The organism is Streptomyces sp. NPDC086077 (assembly GCF_040686175.1).
In the GTDB taxonomy this organism is placed as follows: domain Bacteria; phylum Actinomycetota; class Actinomycetes; order Streptomycetales; family Streptomycetaceae; genus Streptomyces.
This window is the reverse complement of sequence record NZ_JBFBJT010000081.1, coordinates 1-20711: the sequence shown is the minus strand read 5'-3', so window position 1 is coordinate 20711 and position 20711 is coordinate 1. Positions and strand designations below refer to the sequence as shown.

Sequence of the window (20711 nt, the reverse complement as noted above, 5' to 3'; positions counted from 1 at the left end):
GTGCTGCTTCCTTCGGTAAAAGGGTGCTCAGACGCCGGCTTGGGAGGGGGTCGGCTCCGAGGCCGACGACTGCCTGGGGAACGGGGCGGTGAGGTCGTCCGCGGGGGTGCCGGCCGGCGGCGGCGTCACCGCGGCCATCGCCGTCGTCACCACGCCGGCCGGTTCCCCGGCCGTGTCGTTGACGTTCGTGTGGTCCACGACCTCCCGGCGCGAGATCTTCCAGATCACGGCGCTGGAGCCGATCAGGAAGACGGCGACCAGGGCGGTGCCCCAGGGGCCGAAGCCCGTCACCCACTCCGCGATCGCGCCGACCAGCGCGGCGGCCGGCAGGGTCAGACCCCAGGCGACGAACATCCGGGTGGCGGTGGACCAGCGGACCACTCCGCCCTTGCGGCCCAGCCCCGCGCCCATCACCGCACCGGAGACCGAGTGCGTGGTGGAGAGGGAGAAGCCGAGGTGGGAGGAGGCGAGGATGACGGTCGCGGCACTGGTCTGCGCGGCGAAGCCCTGCTGCGGCTGAAGGTCGGTCAGGCCCTTGCCCATGGTGCGGATGATGCGCCAGCCGCCGAGGTAGGTGCCGAGCGCGATGGCGACGCCCGCGGAGAGGATGACCCACAGGGGCGGGTCGGAGTCGGGGGCGAGGGTGCCGCCCGCGACCAGGGCGAGGGTGATGATGCCCATCGTCTTCTGCGCGTCGTTGGTGCCGTGCGCCAGCGAGACCAGGCCCGCGGAGGCGATCTGGCCGGCGCGGTAACCCTTCGCGGAGGCCTTGCCGTCGGCCTTCCGGCCGAGGCTGTACGTCAGCCGGGTCGCGAGCATCGCCGCGACGCCCGCGACCAGCGGGGCGGCGATCGCCGGGATCAGCACCTTGGTGACCAGCACGTCGCCGTGGACGGCACCCACGCCGGCCGAGGCGACGGTGGCGCCGATCAGCCCGCCCATCAGGGCGTGCGAGGAGGACGACGGCAGACCGACCAGCCAGGTCAGCAGGTTCCACAGGATCGCGCCGACCAGTGCGGCGAAGATGACCTCGGGACGGATGCCGCTCTCGTCGACCAGGCCCTTGGAGATCGTGTTGGCGACCTCGACGGAGAGGAAGGCGCCGACCAGATTGAGGGCGGCGGACATCGCCACCGCGATCTTGGGTCTGAGGGCACCTGTCGAGATGGTGGTGGCCATCGCGTTCGCGGTGTCGTGGAAACCGTTCGTGAAATCGAACGCGAGAGCGGTTACCACCACAATCGCGAGGATCAGCGAGATGCCTTCCATTTACCCAGGCAATCGTTCGAGGTCATTGGCTGGACGAACGTAGGTAACCCAAGTGAACGAAAGGTGAACTGAGGGGGGCATGTGGGTGTCCGTGGAAGGGGGTGGTTGTACCCCCGGGAGCCGTCGGCCCGCACGCCGTGCCTCCGGCCCCGGGCCCCGTACGGCTACGGGCCCTTCGCGAACCGCTTCAGCTGGGCCATGGACCCGTTGAAGAGATTTTCGTCACCCGGCAGTCCGCCGCCGAAGGCGCGGCCGCCGCCCGTGCACGGATTCCACCAGTGCGTCGTGGTGTAGATCACCGGACGCCGGCCGGTGAGCCGCCGCACCTCGTCGCTGAAGGCTCCGACCCAGGTGACCATCGCCGCCCTGCTCAGGCCGTGGCACCTCTTCCCCTTGCCCTACGGGTCGTACTCGATGTCGAGCGCGGGCGGCAGCGTCCAGCCGTCCGCCCGCCAGCCGTCGCCGTTGCGGACGAAGTGGGCCGCCCGTGACGGTGGGCGGCGGCGTGACGGTGCGCGGTCACGGGCCATGTTCCCCCCGGAGCGGCGACGTGCGAGAAATCGTGACGTTTGTGACAAATCCCCCGGAAGCGCAGGGGGAGATCGTCGACCGCTGATCGCTCTCCGGCCGACCGGGAGCAGAACGGGCCGAAGGGTGCTACACGCCCTGCCGGAGGCGCCGGCCCCCGTGCAATGCACCCGCGCACGGCGGGTGGGGACATGCCGGCGGCCCGCCTGGCAGGATCGCGGCATGGCTGAACAGCGGTGGGAACAGCGGGATGCGCGGGGCGCCCCCGGCGACGCGCGGGACGCGGCCGCGACGCGGGGAGGCGCTGTGCCGGACGAGGAGGCCCGGGCCTGGGAGGAACTCGTGGCCACGGCGCGCCGGACCGTGTCCGAGGGTCTCGTCGTCGGCACGTCCGGCAACGTCTCGGTACGTGTGGGGGACATGGTCCTGGTCACCCCTTCGGGCGTCCCCTACGACCAGCTCACCCCGGACGACGTCACCGCCGTCGACCTCGACGGGCGCCAGGTGCGCGGCACGCTCGTGCCGACCAGCGAACTGCCCATGCACCTCGCCGTTTACCGCACCACCGACGCCCACGCCGTCGTCCACACCCACGCCGTGCACGCCACCGCCGTCTCCACGCTCGTCCCCGAACTCCCGGTGATCCACTACATGGCCGGTGCGCTCGGCGGCCCCGTCCGGGTCGCCCCCTACGCGACGTACGGCACCGACGAGTTGGCCGAGAACATGCTCCGCGCGCTGTCCGGCCGCTCCGGCTGCCTCCTCCAGAACCACGGCACCGTCACCCACGGCACGTCTCTCGCCCAGGCCTACGACCGCACGGCCCAGCTGGAGTGGATGTGCCGCCTGTGGCTGACGGCGTCCGCCGTGCCGGGCATGACGCCGTCCCTGCTGACGCGGGAGCAGCTGAAGGAGGCGGGGGAGCGGCTCCGGGGATACGGACAGCGCGGCTGACCGGAATACGGGCGGTCGCCCCGTACCAGCCGGAGCGCCGCCCTTCAGTGCGCCACGTCGCATCACCCCGTCCCGCCGTTCCGCTGGCCACCGGACGGGCGGGACAGGACACTGGACGGGTGCGCACTGTCAAAGCGACGGCCGCTGCCGTCACCGCCATCACGGTGGCCGGGGCCGCGGCCGTGGCCGCCGGCCGGTTCGCCAGTGACGCCGCGTTGAAGGCGCCGCCCGGCCGGCCCCTGCCCACCGAACCCCGGCTCACCGTGCACGGCACGGCCGCGGGCCGCGTCACCCTCACCCGCACCCTCGCCTCCCTGCGCCCCGGCAGCTACGGCCTGGCGGGCAACGGCTGCCACGCGGTGGTCGGCCCCGTCCTGGACTCCGCCCCGCACCCGCCCGATTCCGTCGTACGCCGCCTGGAACGCGTCGCGGACGGCACCCTGGACCCCGGCGACAAGGTCCGGCTCACCTCGAGCCTGCACATCGGCGACCCCGGCACCGCCCTCGGCCTGGACCACACCGACGTCGAGATCCCGGGCGAACTCGGACCGCTGCCCGCCTGGTTCGTGCCCGGCGCCCGGGACACCTGGATCATCACGGTGCACGGCCTGGGCGCCGGCCGGGAACTCCCCATGAACGTCATGGCGTTCCTGCACGGCCTGCGCTTCCCGGTGCTCGACCTCGCCTACCGCGGAGACCCCGGCGCCCCCCGCTCCCCGGACGGACTGAACCACCTCGGCGAGACCGAGTGGCGCGACCTGGACGCCGCGGTCCGCCACGCCACGGCCCACGGCGCCGCACGCGTCGTGCTGTACGGCTGGTCCACCGGCGCCACCATGGCCCTGCGCACCGTCGCGCACTCCTCGCTCCGGGACCGCGTCGGCGGGCTCGTCCTGGACTCCCCGGTGCTCAACTGGGAGGCGACCCTGCGCGCCCTCGCCGCCGCCCGGCGCACGCCCAGCCCGCTGCTGCCGCTGGCCGTCCGCGCCGCCCAGGGCCGCACCGGTCTGTACGGTGACCGCATCGACGAGGCCGCCCATCCCGAGCGGCTGACGGTCCCGGCCCTGATCCTCCACGGCCCGGACGACTCGGTGGCCCCCTGGGCCTTCTCCCGCCGCCTGGCCGACCGCCGTCCCGACCTGGTCACCCTCCACACCGTCCCGCAGGCCCCGCACAACGCCATGTGGAACGTCGACCCGAGCGGCTACGAGGAAGCGCTGCGCCGCTTCCTGACACCGATGATGTGACGCCGCCGCGTCCTGACACCGCGGGCGTGACGCCGCCGCCCCCTCCCGCTCCGGCAGCCCCGGACCACGGTTCCGTTTAACGCCGTACCACTGTCCGGATTCCGGCCGGCACCCCCTCCCCGGGACCGTCCCTTGGCCACTCCCGTCGCCCCTCGTGACATTCCGTTTGGGTTTTCGGACCGTCAACCGGAAGACTGCACCCGTGACGTCCCGTATCCCGCGCGACTCCAGGCTCCGACTCGTCCGCCCGCGACCCCTGGCCGCCGCCCCCCGAGCGATGAACCAGCAGCGTTCGCGCCGCCCCGCCCCCCGCCCGCCGGAGGGCACACCGGCCCCCGCGGAGCTGGCCAAAATGGCGCGCTCCAGGCTGGCGGGCGCGGCCCGCGTCGCCCGCTGGGCCGATGCCGCCCTGCGCCCCGGCAAGGGCAACGCGACCTCCGACGGCAAGGCCACACTCGCCGACGTGACCGCCGAACGGGCGGCCGTTGAACTGGGGCTGACGGCGGCCCAGATCCGCGCCGAGTGGGACACCGCCCGCCTCGCCGGGCTCGTCGAGGTGCACGGCGACATCGCCCGCCCCGGCTGGCGGCTGCGCGCCTGGGACCGCGACGACACCGCCGTCCTGCGCGGCTGGGTCGCCTTCTTCGACGCCTGGTCGCTCGCCCATCCGGAACCCGCCGACCACGAACCTGCCTCGGTCGCCGAGGTCGTGTCGGCGATGCCGCAGGTGCTCTCCTTCCTCCAGCTCTCGGCCGGTCCGGTCCCCGTCGAGCAGCTCCTCGACCTCCTCCAGCAGCGGGTCACGGAACTGCGCACCGAACGCTGCGAGGTCCCCTACGGCCCCCAGCGTGAACCCGCGAGCCCCCCGGTCCCCGGCACCGCGGCTACCGTCGACGCCGGGCCCGAGGACACCGAGCTCGCACCCCTCCTCGACTGGGCCCTGCACGCCCTCGCCTCCGTCGGCGCCCTCACCTACGGCGCCGGGCAGGCCACTCTCACTCCCCTGGGCAGCTGGGCGGTCTGGGTCAAGCTGGAGCAGATCTGCGTCGCCGCGCAGAGCCCCGCCGGCAACATCGAGGCCGTCGCCGAGGACATGCTGCGCGGCTGCGCCCAGCTGCGGCCCAACGCCGCCCGAGCGGAGTACCGCGCCTGGCTCGCGGCCCGGCCGGTCGGAAGCGCCGTCACCGAACTCCTCGACGCCGCCCGCGGCGAGGACGCCCTGCTGCGCGGCCTGGCCTTCGAGGCGCTGCGGGTTGTCGGCGCACCCGCCGAGCCCGACGTCCGCGGCGTGCTCGACGAGCCGACGCTGCGGCCGTACGCCCTGTTGTGGCTCGCGGAGCACGACGGCGCCGACGCCGAGGACGCCCACGAGGTGCTCACCCGGGAGGAGGCCACCTGGCTGTGGGTCGACACGGCCGCCGCCGTCGCCGACCACGGCGAGGCGCCGCTCCTGGTGCGGCATCTGGAGTCCGCCGTGCAGCCGACCGTGCCCGCCCTGCTCGACGAGGTGCGTGCCGTGGGTCATCCGCGCACCGTGCAGGTCCTGGTCGCGCTGGCCGCCGCGCACCCCGACCCCGCCCTTGCCAAGGCCGTGCGCCGTGCGGCCTTCCAGGTGCACACGGGGGGCAACTGAGGCCGCGCGCGGTCAGTCGGCCGTGCGGGGCGCGTAGGTGCCGAAGCTCCAGACGTTGCCCTCGGCGTCCCGGGCCATGTAGTCCCGTGAGCCGTAGTCCTGGTCCGTCGGGGGCATCAGGATCTCCACGCCGTGGTCCACGGCCTGCTGGTGGTGTGCGTCGACGTCGTCCACGACGACGTACACCCCGACCGGTCCCGCGTCCTTCATCACCGTGTCGAAGAGCCCGCCGCGGCCCTTCGAGCCGATCATGACCCCGCCGTTGCCCTGCACCAGCTCGGCGTGCGTCACCGTGCCGCCCTCGCCCTCGTAGACGGCCAGTTCCGTGAAGCCGAGGGCCTCCGTGAGCTGCTTGATCGCCGCTTTCGCGTCCGCGTACAGCAACGTCGGGTAGATGCTCGGACCGCCACCGCTCGTACCTGCCATGCCGATCACTCCTTCGTGCGTCGGGGCTGTGCGTCGGGGCCGGGGTCGCCTTACGAGGACCCGCCCGGTGCGTTCATCGTGGCATCCGCCACCGACAACGCCGTCCGAAAAGCACAAAAGCCCCGGCCGGGCGCGGGCCGCACCGAAGCCGGCCGGCGCCGGGCCGTACCGAGGCGTCGCGGGCGGTGCGAGCCTCAGCCGAAGGTGTTGCACCGGGCCATGTCGCCGGTCCTGTACCCCTGCTGGAACCACGCCTGGCGCTGCTTCGCCGACCCGTGCGTCCACGTCTCCGGCGTCACCCGCCCCTGGAACCGCTCCTGGATCCGGTCGTCTCCCACGGCCGCCGCCGCGTCCAAACCGTCACGGATGTCGGCGTCGGTGAGGCTGGTGATCAGCGGCCGCCCGGTCGACTCGTCCGGGGTCGTCGTGGCGTGGTGCGCCCACACCCCGGCGTAGCAGTCCGCCTGCAGCTCCACCTTCACCGCGTCGCTGTTCGCACCCGTCCCGCCGTCCTGCGCCCGGCCGAGGGTGCCCATCAGGTCCTGCACGTGATGCCCGTACTCGTGGGCCACCACATACGCCTGCGCGAACGGCCCGCCGCTGGAGCCGAACTTCGTCCGAAGCTCGTCGAAGAACTGCAGGTCCAGATAGACCTTCCGGTCACCTGGGCAGTAGAACGGCCCGACCGCCGAGGTCGCGGCGCCGCACGCGGTGCCGACCCGCTGGCTGAAGAAGACGGTGGGGGAGCGCGAGTAGGTGCCTCTGCGCCGCTGGAACTCCTCGTCCCAGAAGTCCTGCACGCTGTTGACCACCGCCACCGTCCGGCAGTCGTCCTTGGTGTTCGCGTCCTGCCCGGTACGGCAGTTCTGCTGCACCTGCGCGAGCGAGGACGAGGTCGGCACCGGCTCCGCGCTTTGGTCGGTCAGGCCCAGCTGGTCCGGCCCGACACCGAAGAAGAGGCCGAGGAGCAGCGCCAGCAGACCGGCGAGGCCACCACCGACGGTCGCCCTGCCACCGGGAATCCGGCTGCCGCGTACGTCCTGCACCTCGGACGTGTCCAGCCTGGCGTCGTCGTCGAACTGCATGAACGCACCACCCTCTGCCGCACAGTCCCCTTCGCGCCATCCTCACGGGCCTGAAGCGTCCCGGCGCCGGGCGGGCGGCCGAACGGGCGACGTGCTCACCGCGGCCCCGCCGCCTCCCGGCGGCACCCGGCACCCCTCGCTACGCTCTGCGCCTGTCCGCGAGCACGGCTGTCGAAGGGAGCCCGGTGGTCGTCCTGCCGGCCGAGGCGAAGCCGACCGATCGCCTCCCCCCGACCGATCCCCTCCCCCCGGACACGAAACCCGCCGTGCCCCCGCCCTCGCCGCGCGCGCTCCGCCGCCTCCCGGCAGCCGTCGCCGCCCTCCTGCTCACAGCCCCGCTCCTGGCCACCGCCCACCAGGCCCGGCCGGCCCCCTACGGAGACCGCCTCACCGTGCACGCGCGCGTGCAGCACCCCCCCGCGGAACTGCGGACCCGCAGGGGAGCCGTCGAGGCGTACGAGCGGGCAACGGGCGGAGTCCGCTGGCGCTACACGCGCGAAGGGGCCCGCCCCCTGACCGTGCTCCCCGCGCGCGGGGAGGCGATCACGCTCTGGGACGACGGACTCGTCACCGACACCGACGGCACCACCGTCCGTTGGCACCGCGCGCTCCCGGCGGCCGCCGGCTGGCTCGCGGCACACGGCGGCACGGGCGTCCTGCGCCCGCTGGGCCGCGGCATCCTCGCCGTCGTCACCCCGGGCCGCATCGCGGCGTACCGCACCGCCGACGGCGACCTGCGTTGGGTACTGCCGGCCCGCAAGGGCTGCGCCTTCCAGCCGGAACGCGCGCTGCGCCGGGGCGGCGCCCTGCTCGTCGCCCAGCCCTGCAGGCGCGCCGCCTGGACCACCCAGCTCGTCGCCGTCGACGACCTCGGCCGGATCGCCCCGCACCGCACACCGCTCGCCAACGACACCTCGGGCCGGCGACCCGACGACCTTGACCACTTCCACGAACCTGACCCGTTCGAGGGCCCGCGGCCGCGTCCCGCCCACCCGCCTTCGCCGCCGGAACGGACGCACCCGCCAAAATTGGTTGCACGGCCCCGTTAGACTGGCCCCATGGCCATTCTCCTCGCGCATTAGACGGCGGGAAACGTCCTCAGCCGCCCGTCCCGCCAACCACCCGCCCAGGAGTCTGTCCGTGATCTCCGCCTCCGGCATCGAGCTGCGCGCCGGTGCCCGCGTCCTCATCGAGTCCGCCACCTTCCGTGTCGCCAAGGGCGACCGCATCGGCCTGGTCGGCCGCAACGGCGCCGGCAAGACCACCCTCACCAAGGTCCTCGCCGGTGAGGGCCAGCCCGCCGGCGGCACCGTCACCCGCTCCGGCGAGGTGGGCTACCTCCCGCAGGACCCGCGCACCGGCGACCTCGACGTGCTCGCCCGCGACCGCATCCTGTCCGCGCGTGGCCTGGACGTACTGATCCGCAAGATGCGCGACAACGAGCAGCGCATCGCCAACGGCAAGGGCGCCACCCGCGACAAGGCGATGAAGCAGTACGAGCGTCAGGAGACGGAGTTCCTGACCAAGGGCGGGTACGCCGCCGAGGCCGAGGCCGCCACCATCGCCGCCGCGCTGAACCTGCCCGACCGGGTGCTCGGGCAGCCGCTGCACACGCTCTCCGGCGGTCAGCGCCGCCGGATCGAGCTGGCCCGGATCCTGTTCTCGGACGCCGACACCCTGCTGCTCGACGAGCCCACGAACCACCTGGACGCGGACTCGATCATCTGGCTGCGCGACTACCTCAAGACCTACCGCGGCGGCTTCATCGTCATCTCCCACGACGTCGACCTGGTCGAGACGGTCGTCAACAAGGTGTTCTACCTGGACGCCAACCGCTCCCAGATCGATGTCTACAACATGGGCTGGAAGCTCTACCAGCAGCAGCGCGAGGCCGACGAGAAGCGCCGCAAGCGCGAGCGGCAGAACGCCGAGAAGAAGGCCGCCGCGCTGCACTCGCAGGCCGACAAGATGCGCGCCAAGGCCACCAAGACGGTCGCCGCGCAGAACATGGCGCGCCGCGCGGACAAGCTGCTCAGCGGCCTGGAGGCCGTCCGGCAGTCCGACAAGGTCGCCAAGCTCCGCTTCCCCGAGCCCTCGCCCTGCGGCAAGACGCCGCTCACCGCCGAGGGACTCTCCAAGTCGTACGGCTCGCTGGAGATCTTCACCGACGTCGACCTGGCCATCGACAAGGGCTCCCGGGTCGTCATCCTCGGCCTCAACGGCGCGGGCAAGACCACCCTGCTGCGGCTCCTCGGCGGTGTCGAGAAGCCCGACACCGGCCAGGTCATCGAGGGCCACGGCCTCAAGCTCGGCTACTACGCGCAGGAGCACGAGACCCTCGACCCCGAACGCACGGTCCTGGAGAACATGCGCTCCGCCAACCCCGACCTCGACCTCGTCGAGGTCCGCAAGACGCTGGGTTCCTTCCTGTTCTCCGGTGACGACGTCGACAAGCCGGCCGGTGTCCTGTCCGGCGGCGAGAAGACCCGGCTCGCCCTCGCCACCCTCGTGGTGTCCTCGGCGAACGTGCTGCTTCTCGACGAGCCCACGAACAACCTCGACCCGGCCAGCCGCGAGGAGATCCTCGGCGCGCTGCGCACCTACAAGGGCGCGGTCGTCCTGGTCACCCACGACGAGGGCGCCGTCGAGGCGCTCCAGCCGGAGCGGATCATCCTGCTGCCGGACGGCGTCGAGGACCTGTGGGGCTCGGACTACGCGGACCTGGTCGCCCTCGCCTGATCGCCCGCACGCCATCGTTCGCCCGCTCGACTGCCGATCGGTCGCCCGACCGATCGGTCAGTTCCGCTTGATCGAATGGTTGATCCACTGCCTATGGATCATTCGGCCTAGCCGTGATCCATCATCTGTGTGAGATCTCCTCGTACCCCGGTGTGTCCTACACCCATTTCCCGCCACTTCCCTTTGTCGACAAGGCCTCGGTGGCGCTGTGGCCCTGACCTGGCACTTCGTGGAACAACCCGTTCGGCCGTATGCGCGCCACGTGGCGGAACCAGAGATTCCTCTTGTGGGGATGTGCTCCTGTCGTCACAACCCTCACCCACGGACCTTGCCGAATGGGTGGCCATGAAGGCCCGGAGGGGTGATCATGAGGGGACCAGAGCGCACTTCCCATGAGGAGGCACGGGTGGCCGAGACTCTGAAGAAGGGCAGCCGGGTGACCGGCGCCGCGCGCGACAAGCTCGCGGCAGACCTGAAGAAGAAGTACGACGCCGGTGCGAGCATCCGGGCATTGGCCGAGGAGACCGGCCGCTCGTATGGCTTCGTGCACCGCATGCTCAGCGAGTCGGGCGTCACGCTCCGTGGGCGTGGCGGGGCGACGCGGGGCAAGAAGGCCGCTTCGGCCTGACGCCCGGGCGTTCCCCTCGACTTCGATGGTGGCCACCCGGTCGGTCCGCTGATCGGCTGGGTGGTTACTGTGCAGTCACTTACGAGTGCCTCGGTACGGCACTCACGATGACCGCACCCATCGGAGGCGCCCCATGGCTTCGTTCGACCCGGTACTCGACAAGGACGGCGTACGGCTCACCGTCGACGACGCGATCGCCACTGTGACGCTGACCAACCCGGCCAAGCGCAACGCGCAGAGCCCCGCTCTGTGGCGGGCGTTGGCCGAGGCCGGTCGGCTGCTGCCGGGCACCGTCCGCGTGGTGCTGCTGCGCGCCGAGGGCAAGTCCTTCTCGGCGGGCCTCGACCGGCAGGCCTTCACTCCCGAGGGCTTCGACGGCGAGCCGTCCTTCATCGACCTCGCGCGCGGCGACGACGCGGAGTTGGACGCGACCATCGCCGAGTACCAAGAGGCGTTCACCTGGTGGCGGCGCAGCGACATCGTCTCCGTCGCCGCGGTGCAGGGGCATGCCATCGGCGCGGGTTTCCAGCTCGCCCTCGCCTGTGACCTGCGCGTCGTCGCCGACGACGTGCAGTTCGCGATGCGCGAGACCAGCCTGGGCCTGGTCCCGGACCTGACCGGCACGCATCCGCTGGTCGGGCTCGTCGGCTATGCCCGCGCGCTCGAAATCTGCGTCACGGGACGCTCCGTGCAGGCGGACGAGGCCGTGCAGAGCGGCCTGGCGAACGTCGCCGTGCCCTCCGCGGAACTCGACGGCGCCGTCCGCGACCTGGCGGCGGCGCTCCTCGCCGCGCCGCGCGACGCCGTGATCGAGACCAAGGCGCTGCTGCGGGGCGCGGGCCAGCGGAGCTACGAGGAGCAGCGCGTTGCCGAACGCGCGGCGCAGGCGCGGAGGTTGCGCGACCTCGCGGGCCTCGGCGAGTGACGCCCTCAGCCGAGCGCGACCGCCGTGATCAGCACGGCCACCGTCGGGTGATCCGGTAGCGCGATACCCACCCTCGTGCGGACCTTCCGGGCCACCTCCACGGCCCGGTGGTCCGCGTCGACGGCCAGTTCCACCCGGACGTGCCGGCGCGGCAACGCGGCCTCGCCGGGGTCCGTCCCGATGTGCACCGCCCGGCCCGTCCCGCCCAGCACGCCGGTCAGGTGTGACACGCCCGGCACCGCCAGAGCCGCCGCGGCCACGGCGGCGGCCTCGCCGTCCGCGGGCTGCCGCGCCCGAGGCGGCTCCGGCGACGGTACGGCGTCGGGTTCGGTGTCCTCGTCCAGCAGGGCCGTCACCCGCAGGTCGACCTCCGCGACCGTCAGTCCGAGCCGCTCCGTCGCCGCGGCCGACAGCGTCGTGCGCAACCGGCCGGCCGTCGTCGGCAGCGGCTCGGCGGCCGTGGCCGCGAAGTCGGCCGTCACCCGGAGCGGACCGGGTGGCAGGGCGCTCGGCGGCGGGGGCACGGCGGCCGCGTGCGGGGTGTCCGGGTCGGCATGCGTGAGCCGCAGCGTTCCCAGGCGCACGCCCGGCACCGCGCTCGCCGCGTGCCGCAGAACCGCCCCGGCCGCGTCCTCCGTGATCCACGCACCGTCGCGCGGACCGCCCAGCGGGAGCAGTCTGCCGAGGTTCAGCTGCTGTCGTACTGCCTGCGTCCATCGGTCCGCCGTCATTGCTCCAGCCTGCCGCATTCCCGGCGCGGGACCGCGCATCCTCACTTACGGTGTTCGCAGGACTACGGAAGGACGCACGGCGATGACCGACATGGACCGGGACCGAACGCAGACCTCGGAGGGCGAGATCGAGTCGACGGTGCAGACCCGCCAGCCCGTCAGGCGGGGCGGCGGGGATCCCGGGACCCGGGGCAGGACCACCATCGCCGACGGTGTCGTGGAGAAGATCGCCGGGCTGGCCGCCCGTGACGTCGTGGGCGTCCACGCGATGGGCAGTGGGCTGAGCCGCACCTTCGGGGCCGTGCGGGACCGGGTGCCCGGCGGGTCGAAGTCCGTGACGCGCGGCGTGAAGGCCGAGGTCGGCGAGGTGCAGACCGCGCTCGACCTGGAGATCGTCGTCGACTACGGGGTATCCATCGCGGATGTCGCGCGGTCCGTCCGGGAGAACGTGGTCGCGGCCGTGGAGCGGATGACGGGCCTGGAGGTCGTCGAGGTGAACATCGCGGTGAGCGACGTCAAGCTGCCGGACGAGGAGGAAGAGGAGCCGGAGCCCCGGATCCAGTGACGTATCGTCATCCGAAGTCCGTAATGCACCACAATGGCATGGGATACATCTCTACGGGCCCGAACGACCCGCACGGCTACGAGCTGAGGAGCGCACGATGAGCAGGGCCGTGGTCGGCATGATCGCCGGAATGGCGCTGGGCTTCGCCGGGTACTTCGGTGGGTTCGGCGCGTTCGTACTGGTGGCGGCGCTGGGCGCCGTAGGGTTCGTCGTCGGCCGGTTCCTGGAAGGGGACCTGGAAGCCGGCGACTTCTTCCGCGCCCGCGACCGGCGGCGGTGACGCCCGTGAGCGGCGAGCCGGACGAACCCCGCGGGACGGGTGTCGTCATCCCGGCGGGCGAGCGCGGCCGGACCACGATCGCCGACCGGGTGGTCGCTGGGATCGCCGCCCAGGCCGCCCGCGAGGCGCTCGGACCGCTGCCGCGGTCGGCGGCCCGTCCACAGGCGACGGTCGTGGTCCGCCCTCAGGCTCCCCACCCCGCCGCCGGACCAGCGGGAACGCCCGTCGACACCGCCCGGGTCCGCATCCATCTCGAACTGGACTACCCCACCGACATCGGTTCCCGCTGTGCTCAGGTGCGTTGTCATGTGGTCGAGCGGGTAGGCGCGTTGGTGGGAATGGCGGTTCCGGAGGTCGCGGTCCAGGTGGAGCGGCTGCATCTGGCGGCGACGGCGGCGCAGGGGAGGACCCGATGAGCGAGCCCCAGGGCTCCGAGGGCACCACACAGAGACTGCCGGTGATCGAGAAGGCCGAACCGGCGCTGGGCCAGTCCGCGTCGGCCGCCGCCTACGAGCCCCGGCCCGGTGCCGACGGCGAGGACGGCAGGACGCGCCGCTTCTGGTCGGCCCGCCGCGTCCCCGCGGCCGTCGCCGCCACCCTGCTACTGGTCCTGTCGGGCCTCTTCCTCTACGACATCGCCGCCGTACGCGCAGGCCGGCAGGCCATGTACTGGCGCCGCGAACTGGCCCGGCAACTCGCCGGACGCCCCCTCGACGACGTCTGGGTCCTGGTCGGCGCGGGCGTCGCCGCCGCCCTCGGCCTCTGGCTGATCGTGCTCGCCGCGACGCCCGGCCTGCGTGCCGTGCTGCCCATGCGGCGCACGCACCCCGACGTCCGTGCCGGACTGGACCGGAGCGCCGCCGCGACCGTGCTGCGCGACCGGGCCATGGAGGTGTCCGGGGTGCAGTCGGCGCGGGTGCGGATGGGGCGCAGGCGAGCCGACGTCCGCGCGGTGTCGCACTTCCGTGAACTCGACGACGTACGCGCCGACCTGGACGACGTGCTCGCCGACGCGATCCGGGCGCTGGGCCTGTCCCGCAGCCCCGCGCTGTCGGTGCACGTCCGCCGGCCCGGCCGGAAGGGGTGAGCGCGGTGCTCAGGACCGTCAACCGGGTACTGCTCGGCGTCGCGGGACTCGTGCTGCTCGTGCTGGGCGGGGCGGTGCTGGCCGTCGGGCTCGGGGTGGAGGCGCCGTCCTGGTGGATCCACGCCGGACGCGACGACGTACTGCTGGCCGACGCCGAGCGGACCCGGTGGCGGGACGCGGGCTGGTGGTGGCCGGCCGTCGTCGCGGCGCTCGCGGCGCTGTTCCTGCTCGCCCTGTGGTGGCTGGTCGCGGTGGTGCGCCGGCGCCGGCTCGCCGAGGTGCTGGTCGACACCGGCGACGGGGAGGGCGCGCTGCTGCGGGGCCGGGCCCTGGAGGACGTACTAGCCGCCGAGGCGAGCGCCATGGACGGCGTGGCCCGCGCCCAGGTCCGCCTCAGGGGCCGTCGCACCGCCCCCGAGGCCCGCGCCAGGCTCCTGCTGGAACCCGACGTGGACCCGGGGGAGGCGCTGAACCACCTGACGACCCGTGCGCTCAGCCACGCCCGCGATTCGGCGGGACTGGCGTCGCTGCCGGCCAAGGTACGGCTGAGGGGCGTCAGGCACCGTGCGGAAAGGGTGAGTTGACGGCCTCAGAAGCCGTGCCTGGCCCCGCCGTCCACCGGCACCATGACCCCGGTCACGTAGGACGCGGCCGGCGACAGCAGGAAGGCCGCCGTCCGCCCGAACTCCTGCGGCGTCCCGTACCGCCGCAGCGGAATCCGCGATTCCGTGGCCGCCCGGGTGGCCTCCGGATCCGCCGACAGGGAATCCAGCTCCCGCACCCGGTCCGTGTCGATCCGCCCCGGCAGCACGCCCACCACCCGCACGCCCCGTGGACCCAGCTCGTCCGCCAGAGACTTGGCGAACCCGGCCAGCCCCGGCCGCAGACCGTTCGAGATCGTCAGCGCCGGAATCGGCTCGTACACCGAGCCCGACAGCACGAACCCGATGACACCTCCGGCCTCCAGTTCCGCGGCCGCCGCACGGGCCAGCCGCACCGCCCCCAGGAACACCGACTCGAAAGCGGCCTGCCACTGCTCGTCGGTGACGTCGGCGACGAACCCCGCGGGCGGACCGCCCACGCTGACGAGAACCCCGTCGAACCGGCCGAACCGCTCCCGCGCCGTGGCGATCAGCCGGGCCGCCGCCTCCGGATCGGCGTTGTCCACGGCCACGCCGTGCGCGTTCGGTCCCAGCTCGGCCGCCGCGTCGGCGACACGCTTCCCGTCCCGTCCCGTGACGACGACTTTCGCACCGTCGGCCACCAGCTCGCGCGCGGAGGCGTTGCCCAGCCCGCGGGTGGCCCCGGTGACGACGTACACCCGGTCCTTCAGTCCAAGATCCATGCGATCTATCCTGCCTCCTCGTCCCCGAACAGGGCGAGGGCCGTGTTCACGAGACCGATGTGGCTGAACGCCTGCGGGAAGTTGCCCAGCTGGCGGCCGGCCACGGGGTCGTACTCCTCGGCCAGCAGCCCCACGTCGTTCGTCAGCCCCACGAGCTGCTCGAACAACTCGCGGGCCTCCTGCGTGCGTCCCGTCATGTGCAGCGCGTCCGCGAGCCAGAACGAGCACACCAGGAAGGTGCCCTCACCACCGGGCAGCCCGTCGACGGCGGTGCGTTCGGCGCTGTAGCGGTGCAGGAAGCCGCCCTGGCAGAGCTCGGCGCGGACCGCCTCGATGGTGCCCCTCACACGCGGGTCGTCAGCCGGCAGGAAGCCCACGCGCGGGATGAGCAGCGTGGCGGCGTCCAGTTCGCGGGAGCCGTAGTACTGCGTGAAGGTGTTGCGTTCCGGGTCGTAGCCCCGCTCGCACACCTCCCGGTGCACCTCCTCGCGGAACTCCCGCCAGCCCTCCAGATCGCCCTTCAGCTCCGGATCGCGCTCCATGGTGCGCACCGCGCGGTCGGCGGCCACCCACACCATCACCTTGGAGTGCACGAAATGCCGGCGGCCGCCGCGCACCTCCCACAGCCCCTCGTCCGGCTGCCGCCACGCGGACCGCAGGAACTCCATAAGGGCGCACTCCAGTTGCCACATGTGCGGCCTTACGGCCATCCCCGAGATGCGCGCGAGCGACAGCGAGTCCATCACCTGGCCGTACACGTCCAGCTGCAACTGCAGCACGGCGTCGTTGCCGATCCGGACCGGAGCGGAACCGGCGAACCCGGCCAGCCACGGCAGCTCGGCCTCGGGCAGCCGCCGCTCGCCCGCCAGCCCGTACATGATCTGCATGTCCGCCGGGGCGCCCGCGACCGCGCGCACCAGCCAGTCGCGCCAGGCCTCCGCCTCCTCGTGGTAGCCGGCCGCCAGCAGCGCGCCCAGGGTGAGGGTGGCGTCGCGCAGCCAGCAGTAGCGGTAGTCCCAGTTGCGCACCCCGCCGAGTTCCTCCGGAAGGGAGGTGGTGGGGGCGGCGACGACGCCGCCGGTCGGGGCGTAGGTGAGGGCCTTCAGGGTGATCAGCGAGCGGAGCACGGTGTCCCGGTGCGGGCCCCGGTAGCGGCAGCGGGCCGACCAGGCCTGCCAGTCCGCGACGCTGTGGCGCAGCGACTCGTACGGGTCGACGAGGGGCGGGCGCGGCTCGTGGGAGGGGTGCCAGGTGAGCACGAACGCGACCTTCTCGCCCTCGCCGATGGTGAACTCCGAGTGCGTGCCGAAGTCCTCGCCCCACGTCGGCACCGGCGGCTCGCTGCGCAGCCAGGCCGAGTCCGGGCCCGCGACGGCCACCCGGTGTCCGTCGGAACGGCGCATCCACGGCACGATGGAGCCGTAGTCGAAGCGCAGCCGGAGCGTGCTGCGGACGGTCACGCGACCGCTGAGCCCCTCCACGATCCGGACGACGTCGGGTGCGCGGTCGCGCTGCGGCATCAGGTCGGTGACGCGGACCGAGCCCTCCGGGGTGTCCCACTCGGTGTCCAGGACCAGGGTGCCGGGGCGGTACGCGCGGCGCGTGCAGGTGGGCGGGGTGGCGTCGCCGCCGTCGGCGGCCTTGGGGGCGATTCGCCAGTGGCCGTTGTCCTCGTCGCCGAGCAGCCTGGCGAAGCAGGCGGCGGAGTCGAAGCGGGGCAGGCACAGCCAGTCGACGGAGCCGTCCCTGCCGATGAGCGCGGCGGTCTGCTCGTCGCCGATCAGGGCGTAGTCCTCGATGCGGCTGCCGGCGTCGTCCTCGGCGGAGTTCCTGGTGAGCGGGTGCACGGAGTGCGGGTTCCCGGGGGACCGGCAGAGCAATCCGGGTCCTGTGGGCGAGAGCCGCGCGGGCGCGGGCTACACCGGCGCGGGCGCGGTCCCCTCCTGCTGCTCCTTCGCCGCCTCCTGCGCGCGGTCCCGGGCCTCGCGGCGGGCCAGGATCACCCAGCCGACGGGAACGCCCGCCGAGAACAGCCACCACTGGATGGCGTACGCCATGTGGTTGCCGATGCTGTCATGGTCCGGGGCGGGGATCAGCTCCGGTGTGTCGCCCTTCGGCTCGGGCGCGGTCAGTTCGACGTAACCGCCGAGGACCTGCTTGCCGAGGCGCTCGGCCTCCTGCGCGCTGTTGATCAGCATGATCTGGCGGTCGGGCAGGCCCTGGACGTTCTTGATGCCGCTCTCGGCGGTGGTCTGGTCGGGCATCAGCCGCCCGGTGACCGTGGTCTCGCCCTGCGGGGACGCGGGGAGTTTCGGGAACGCGGTCTGGCTCAGCCCGTCCGAGGGCACCCAGCCCCGGTTGACGAGCAGCACCTTGCCGTCGTCGAGGACGAAGGGGGTGAGCACGTGATAGCCGACCTCGTCGTCCGCGTTGGTGCGGCGGCGTACGACGACCTCGTGCGCGGTGTCGAAATGTCCCTTCGCGGTCACGCGCCGGTAGAGGTCGGCGTCGCTGACCTCGGCTCCGGGCGCGGTCAGCGACTCGACGGGGACCGGTGCGGCGGCCAGCGACTCGGCGATCACGTCGTTCAGCGCGACCCTGCGCTCGTGCCGGTGCAGCTGCCAGAAGCCCAGCTCGATCATCGTCGGGATGAGAGCGAGGGCGACAAGGGTGAGGATCACCCACTGCCGGGACAACAGGAAGCGGTACACCCCACGACCGTACATCTCGGGCCGTGGGGTGCGGTGCGTGGGGGTGGGGGAGGACTCCCCGGGGCTCAGACGCGGTCGACGATGCCCACCCTCCCCTCCGCGCGGGCGCAGTGGGCACCGCAGTACCAGTGGCCCTCGACCTCGACGCCCTGGCCGATGATCTGGACCCGGCAGTGCTCGCAGATGGGCGCCATGCGGTGGATCGCGCAGGCGAAGCAGTCGAAGACGTGCACCGCGCCCTGCGCGTGGACCTCGAAGGTCATTCCGTAGTTGTTGCCGCAAACTTCGCAATTCGCCATGCGCCACAGGGTGAGCCGTCCCCGGGGCGCGGGCGAGCGGGCGCCGGGCGAGTCGCGCACCAATCACCCGTCCGTACGGTCATCCCTCGGACGCCGCTTCCACGTCCCCGAGGAGCTGCCCGAATGCCGCCTCGTCGACCACCGGCGTGCCGTACTGCAGGGCCTTGACGACCTTCGACGTGCCCGAGTCCGGGTCGTTGGTGACGAGCAGGCTGGTCAGCCGGGACAGGCTCGTGGCGACATGCAGCCCGGCCTCGACGGCGCGGTCCTCCAGCAGCTCGCGATCGGTCGAGGTGTCCCCGGAGAAGGCGATCCGCATGCCCTGCTTGAGGGGTTTGCCCTCCTCGTACCGCCCCGGGTTGGGGTACGGGCAGGCGGGCCGTTTGCGGGACGGGCGCCAACTGCCGGGTCGGTAGCCGCTGTGGGCGCCGTGCCCGCCCGCCTGCTGCCCGATGCGCGCCGTGGGCTGCTCGGCCCACTCCGTCAGCGGCCGGCACTCGTGGAGCGGCAGTCGTACGCCGCCCTCCGCCGCGGCCCGCAGGCTCGGCCGGAACGCCTCCGCCAGCACGCGCGCGTCGTCCAGCGCGTGGTGCGCCCGCTGCTGCACGACGCCGAAGTGCGCGGCCAGCGACGCCAGCTTGTGGTTGGGCAGCGGGAGCTCCAGCGCCTTGGACAGGGCGATGGTGCACAGCCGCTGACGCACCGGAGCCGCGCGCCGCACGCGCGCGTACTCGCGGGCGATCATCTGCCAGTCGAACACGGCGTTGTGCGCGACGAGTACCCGGCCCTCCAGCCGGGTCGCGAACTCCTCGGCGATGTCCCCGAAGAGCGGCGCCCCTTCGAGCGCCTCGCTCGTCAGGCCGTGGATCCACACGGGGCCCGGGTCCCGCTCCGGGTTGACCGTCGTGTACCAGTGGTCCTCGACCTCGCCGCGCCCGTCCAGCCGGTAGACGGCCGCGGAGATTATCCGGTCGTCCCGGGCCAGGCCGGTGGTCTCCACGTCAACGACCGCGTATCCCTGGGGATACGCGGTCGGCCAGACTGCCGGGGAGGACGCTGCGGTCGCACGGTCTTCGAGCATGGTCACTGAGGATACGGGCCCCGACTGACATCGCTGTCCGTCAGGTCCCCTGGTCCAGCCGCCTGTTCGAGAGGCATACATCCGTGGGTGTGAGGGCCGGTCAGGGGCGCGCCATGGGCGAGGATCGCCGGCGGGCAAGCGCGCACCGTTGGTAATACTTGTTGGTAACAACCCCTGGCCGTGGCCGACCAGGGGCCCTACGGTGCTCCCATGCCGAACCTCCCCGACGTCGTGGTCTGGTCCATACCGGCCTTCGTGCTGCTCGCCGTCATCGAGATGATCAGCGTCCGCCTCCATCCCGACGAGGACGCGGCCGGCTACGAAACCAAGGACGCCGCCACGAGCGTCACCATGGGACTCGGCAGCCTCTTCTTCGATCTGCTCTGGAAGATTCCGGTCGTCGCCGTCTACACGGCCCTCTACGAGCTGACGCCGCTTCGGGTGCCCGTGCTGTGGTGGACCGTGGTGCTGATGCTGTTCGCGCAGGACTTCTTCTACTACTGGTCGCACCGCGGCCATCACGTCATCCGCATCCTGTGGGCCTGCCACGTGGTGCACCATTCGAGCGAGAAGTTCAACCTGACCACCGCGCTGCGCCAGCCCTGGACTGCTTTGAGCAGTTGGCCGTTCTACGTCCCTCTGATCCTTCTTGGGGTGCATCCGGCCGCGCTGGCCTTCTGCTCGTCCGCGAACCTCGTCTACCAGTTCTGGATCCACACCGAGCGGATCGACAGGATGCCCCGCTGGTTCGAGTTCGCGTTCAACACGCCGTCCCACCACCGGGTGCACCACGCCTCCCAAGGCGGCTACCTCGACCGCAACTTCGGCGGCATCCTCATCGTCTGGGACCGCCTCTTCGGCTCCTTCGTCGCCGAGACCGAACGGCCGGTGTACGGGCTGACCAAGAACATCGGCACGTACAACCCGCTGAAGGTCGCCACCCACGAGTACGCCGCCATCGCCAGGGACCTGAAGGCGGCACGCGGTTGGGGCGAGCGCGCCGGACGGCTGTTCCGCGGCCCGGGCTGGCAGCCGGCGACGCACACCACGGACCTGCAACGAACGGCGGCCGGGCCGGAGGGGTGACCCGTCCGGCCCGGCCGGCTGCGCCTGCCGCAGCTCCCAGCGCCAGGCGAGCACCGGCGTGGCGGTGACCAGCATCGCGAACGACGCCCAGA

22 protein-coding genes and 1 pseudogene are annotated in these 20711 nt (G+C 72.6%); 13 read left to right on the top strand and 10 right to left on the bottom strand.

What is annotated here, in order from left to right; genetic code table 11:
- Positions 1-27: 27 nt before the first annotated feature.
- Positions 28-1269 (bottom strand): inorganic phosphate transporter, encoded by a 1242-nt coding sequence (locus tag AB0O67_RS22840; protein ID WP_365452849.1) that lies wholly within the window; start codon positions 1267-1269, stop codon positions 28-30.
- A gap of 164 nt (positions 1270-1433) precedes the next feature.
- Positions 1434-1760: pseudogene (locus tag AB0O67_RS22835) on the bottom strand (GH25 family lysozyme); the annotation flags it as partial.
- Positions 1761-2019: 259 nt separating this feature from the next.
- On the opposite strand from AB0O67_RS22835, the gene AB0O67_RS22830 reads away from it, so the two are divergent.
- The 3 genes from AB0O67_RS22830 to AB0O67_RS22820 all read left to right on the top strand — a co-directional run bounded on the left by AB0O67_RS22830 (position 2020) and on the right by AB0O67_RS22820 (position 5631).
- Positions 2020-2751 (top strand): class II aldolase/adducin family protein, encoded by a 732-nt coding sequence (locus tag AB0O67_RS22830; RefSeq protein ID WP_365452846.1) that lies wholly within the window; start codon positions 2020-2022, stop codon positions 2749-2751.
- 119 nt (positions 2752-2870) lie between these two features.
- Positions 2871-3998 (top strand): hypothetical protein, encoded by a 1128-nt coding sequence (locus tag AB0O67_RS22825; RefSeq protein ID WP_365452843.1) that lies wholly within the window; start codon positions 2871-2873, stop codon positions 3996-3998.
- A gap of 202 nt (positions 3999-4200) precedes the next feature.
- Entirely contained in the window at positions 4201-5631 is a 1431-nt protein-coding gene (locus AB0O67_RS22820; protein WP_365452840.1) for a hypothetical protein, read from the top strand.
- Positions 5632-5643: 12 nt separating this feature from the next.
- Here AB0O67_RS22820 and AB0O67_RS22815 read toward each other — a convergent pair whose 3' ends face one another.
- Positions 5644-6057 carry a VOC family protein gene (locus AB0O67_RS22815; RefSeq protein ID WP_365452837.1) on the bottom strand — a complete coding sequence of 138 codons (414 nt, stop codon included), beginning with the start codon at positions 6055-6057 and terminating at the stop codon, positions 5644-5646.
- Between the two features lie 194 nt (positions 6058-6251).
- Complete coding sequence (locus tag AB0O67_RS22810; RefSeq protein ID WP_365452835.1) at positions 6252-7142, bottom strand: neutral zinc metallopeptidase; 891 nt, start codon at positions 7140-7142, stop codon at positions 6252-6254.
- 266 nt (positions 7143-7408) lie between these two features.
- Here AB0O67_RS22810 and AB0O67_RS22805 point away from each other — a divergent pair, with 266 nt between their 5' ends.
- The 4 genes from AB0O67_RS22805 (at position 7409) to AB0O67_RS22790 (ending at position 11434) form a co-directional block, all read left to right on the top strand.
- Entirely contained in the window at positions 7409-8191 is a 783-nt protein-coding gene (locus tag AB0O67_RS22805; RefSeq protein ID WP_365452832.1) for a hypothetical protein, read from the top strand.
- A gap of 91 nt (positions 8192-8282) precedes the next feature.
- Positions 8283-9881, top strand: coding sequence for an ABC-F family ATP-binding cassette domain-containing protein (locus tag AB0O67_RS22800; protein ID WP_365452829.1), 1599 nt, complete (start codon positions 8283-8285; stop codon positions 9879-9881).
- Positions 9882-10287: 406 nt separating this feature from the next.
- Positions 10288-10509 (top strand): helix-turn-helix domain-containing protein, encoded by a 222-nt coding sequence (locus AB0O67_RS22795; RefSeq protein WP_018567695.1) that lies wholly within the window; start codon positions 10288-10290, stop codon positions 10507-10509.
- A gap of 133 nt (positions 10510-10642) precedes the next feature.
- Positions 10643-11434: an enoyl-CoA hydratase/isomerase family protein gene (locus tag AB0O67_RS22790; RefSeq protein WP_365452826.1), complete on the top strand. Its 792-nt coding sequence runs from the start codon at positions 10643-10645 to the stop codon at positions 11432-11434.
- Positions 11435-11439: 5 nt separating this feature from the next.
- On the opposite strand, the gene AB0O67_RS22785 is transcribed toward AB0O67_RS22790, so the two are convergent.
- Complete coding sequence (locus AB0O67_RS22785; RefSeq protein ID WP_365452823.1) at positions 11440-12165, bottom strand: nucleopolyhedrovirus P10 family protein; 726 nt, start codon at positions 12163-12165, stop codon at positions 11440-11442.
- Between the two features lie 82 nt (positions 12166-12247).
- Between AB0O67_RS22785 and AB0O67_RS22780 the strand changes: the two genes are divergently transcribed.
- The 5 genes from AB0O67_RS22780 to amaP all read left to right on the top strand — a co-directional run bounded on the left by AB0O67_RS22780 (position 12248) and on the right by amaP (position 14681).
- On the top strand, positions 12248-12730 hold the full coding sequence (locus AB0O67_RS22780; RefSeq protein ID WP_365452820.1) for an Asp23/Gls24 family envelope stress response protein: 483 nt from the start codon (positions 12248-12250) through the stop codon (positions 12728-12730).
- Between the two features lie 97 nt (positions 12731-12827).
- The gene (locus AB0O67_RS22775) at positions 12828-13010 is read left to right on the top strand and encodes a hypothetical protein (RefSeq protein WP_365452817.1); all 183 of its coding nucleotides are present in this window, start codon (positions 12828-12830) and stop codon (positions 13008-13010) included.
- A 5-nt stretch (positions 13011-13015) separates the two neighbouring features.
- The gene (locus AB0O67_RS22770) at positions 13016-13426 is read left to right on the top strand and encodes an Asp23/Gls24 family envelope stress response protein (protein WP_365452814.1); all 411 of its coding nucleotides are present in this window, start codon (positions 13016-13018) and stop codon (positions 13424-13426) included.
- The gene (locus tag AB0O67_RS22765) at positions 13423-14097 is read left to right on the top strand and encodes a DUF6286 domain-containing protein (protein ID WP_365452811.1); all 675 of its coding nucleotides are present in this window, start codon (positions 13423-13425) and stop codon (positions 14095-14097) included. Before AB0O67_RS22770 ends, AB0O67_RS22765 begins: the two co-directional genes overlap by 4 nt.
- A complete protein-coding gene (amaP, locus tag AB0O67_RS22760; protein WP_365452808.1) occupies positions 14094-14681 on the top strand; it encodes an alkaline shock response membrane anchor protein AmaP in 588 nt (195 codons plus the stop codon). Before AB0O67_RS22765 ends, amaP begins: the two co-directional genes overlap by 4 nt.
- Positions 14682-14686: 5 nt before the next feature.
- On the opposite strand, the gene AB0O67_RS22755 is transcribed toward amaP, so the two are convergent.
- The 5 genes from AB0O67_RS22755 to AB0O67_RS22735 form a co-directional block, all read right to left on the bottom strand.
- Positions 14687-15442: an SDR family oxidoreductase gene (locus AB0O67_RS22755; RefSeq protein WP_365452805.1), complete on the bottom strand. Its 756-nt coding sequence runs from the start codon at positions 15440-15442 to the stop codon at positions 14687-14689.
- A 5-nt stretch (positions 15443-15447) separates the two neighbouring features.
- Entirely contained in the window at positions 15448-17289 is a 1842-nt protein-coding gene (locus AB0O67_RS22750) for a glycoside hydrolase family 15 protein (RefSeq protein ID WP_365452802.1), read from the bottom strand.
- Positions 17290-17358: 69 nt separating this feature from the next.
- Complete coding sequence (locus AB0O67_RS22745; protein WP_365452799.1) at positions 17359-18153, bottom strand: SURF1 family protein; 795 nt, start codon at positions 18151-18153, stop codon at positions 17359-17361.
- 65 nt (positions 18154-18218) lie between these two features.
- Entirely contained in the window at positions 18219-18452 is a 234-nt protein-coding gene (locus tag AB0O67_RS22740; protein WP_365452796.1) for a hypothetical protein, read from the bottom strand.
- Positions 18453-18531: 79 nt separating this feature from the next.
- On the bottom strand, positions 18532-19533 hold the full coding sequence (locus AB0O67_RS22735; RefSeq protein ID WP_365452793.1) for a DEDDh family exonuclease: 1002 nt from the start codon (positions 19531-19533) through the stop codon (positions 18532-18534).
- A 210-nt stretch (positions 19534-19743) separates the two neighbouring features.
- Between AB0O67_RS22735 and AB0O67_RS22730 the strand changes: the two genes are divergently transcribed.
- Positions 19744-20619, top strand: coding sequence for a sterol desaturase family protein (locus tag AB0O67_RS22730; protein ID WP_365452790.1), 876 nt, complete (start codon positions 19744-19746; stop codon positions 20617-20619).
- The last annotated feature ends 92 nt before the right edge of the window (positions 20620-20711 follow it).

Coding starts and splice junctions, on each gene's coding strand:
- AB0O67_RS22840 (WP_365452849.1), bottom strand. CDS start 1,269: ATGGAAGGCATCTCGCTGATCCTCGCGATTGTGGTGGTAACCGCTCTC.
- AB0O67_RS22830 (WP_365452846.1), top strand. CDS start 2,020: ATGGCTGAACAGCGGTGGGAACAGCGGGATGCGCGGGGCGCCCCCGGC.
- AB0O67_RS22815 (WP_365452837.1), bottom strand. CDS start 6,057: ATGGCAGGTACGAGCGGTGGCGGTCCGAGCATCTACCCGACGTTGCTG.
- AB0O67_RS22810 (WP_365452835.1), bottom strand. CDS start 7,142: ATGCAGTTCGACGACGACGCCAGGCTGGACACGTCCGAGGTGCAGGAC.
- AB0O67_RS22790 (WP_365452826.1), top strand. CDS start 10,643: ATGGCTTCGTTCGACCCGGTACTCGACAAGGACGGCGTACGGCTCACC.
- AB0O67_RS22785 (WP_365452823.1), bottom strand. CDS start 12,165: ATGACGGCGGACCGATGGACGCAGGCAGTACGACAGCAGCTGAACCTC.
- AB0O67_RS22780 (WP_365452820.1), top strand. CDS start 12,248: ATGACCGACATGGACCGGGACCGAACGCAGACCTCGGAGGGCGAGATC.
- AB0O67_RS22775 (WP_365452817.1), top strand. CDS start 12,828: ATGAGCAGGGCCGTGGTCGGCATGATCGCCGGAATGGCGCTGGGCTTC.
- AB0O67_RS22765 (WP_365452811.1), top strand. CDS start 13,423: ATGAGCGAGCCCCAGGGCTCCGAGGGCACCACACAGAGACTGCCGGTG.
- AB0O67_RS22755 (WP_365452805.1), bottom strand. CDS start 15,442: ATGGATCTTGGACTGAAGGACCGGGTGTACGTCGTCACCGGGGCCACC.
- AB0O67_RS22740 (WP_365452796.1), bottom strand. CDS start 18,452: ATGGCGAATTGCGAAGTTTGCGGCAACAACTACGGAATGACCTTCGAG.
- AB0O67_RS22735 (WP_365452793.1), bottom strand. CDS start 19,533: ATGCTCGAAGACCGTGCGACCGCAGCGTCCTCCCCGGCAGTCTGGCCG.
- AB0O67_RS22730 (WP_365452790.1), top strand. CDS start 19,744: ATGCCGAACCTCCCCGACGTCGTGGTCTGGTCCATACCGGCCTTCGTG.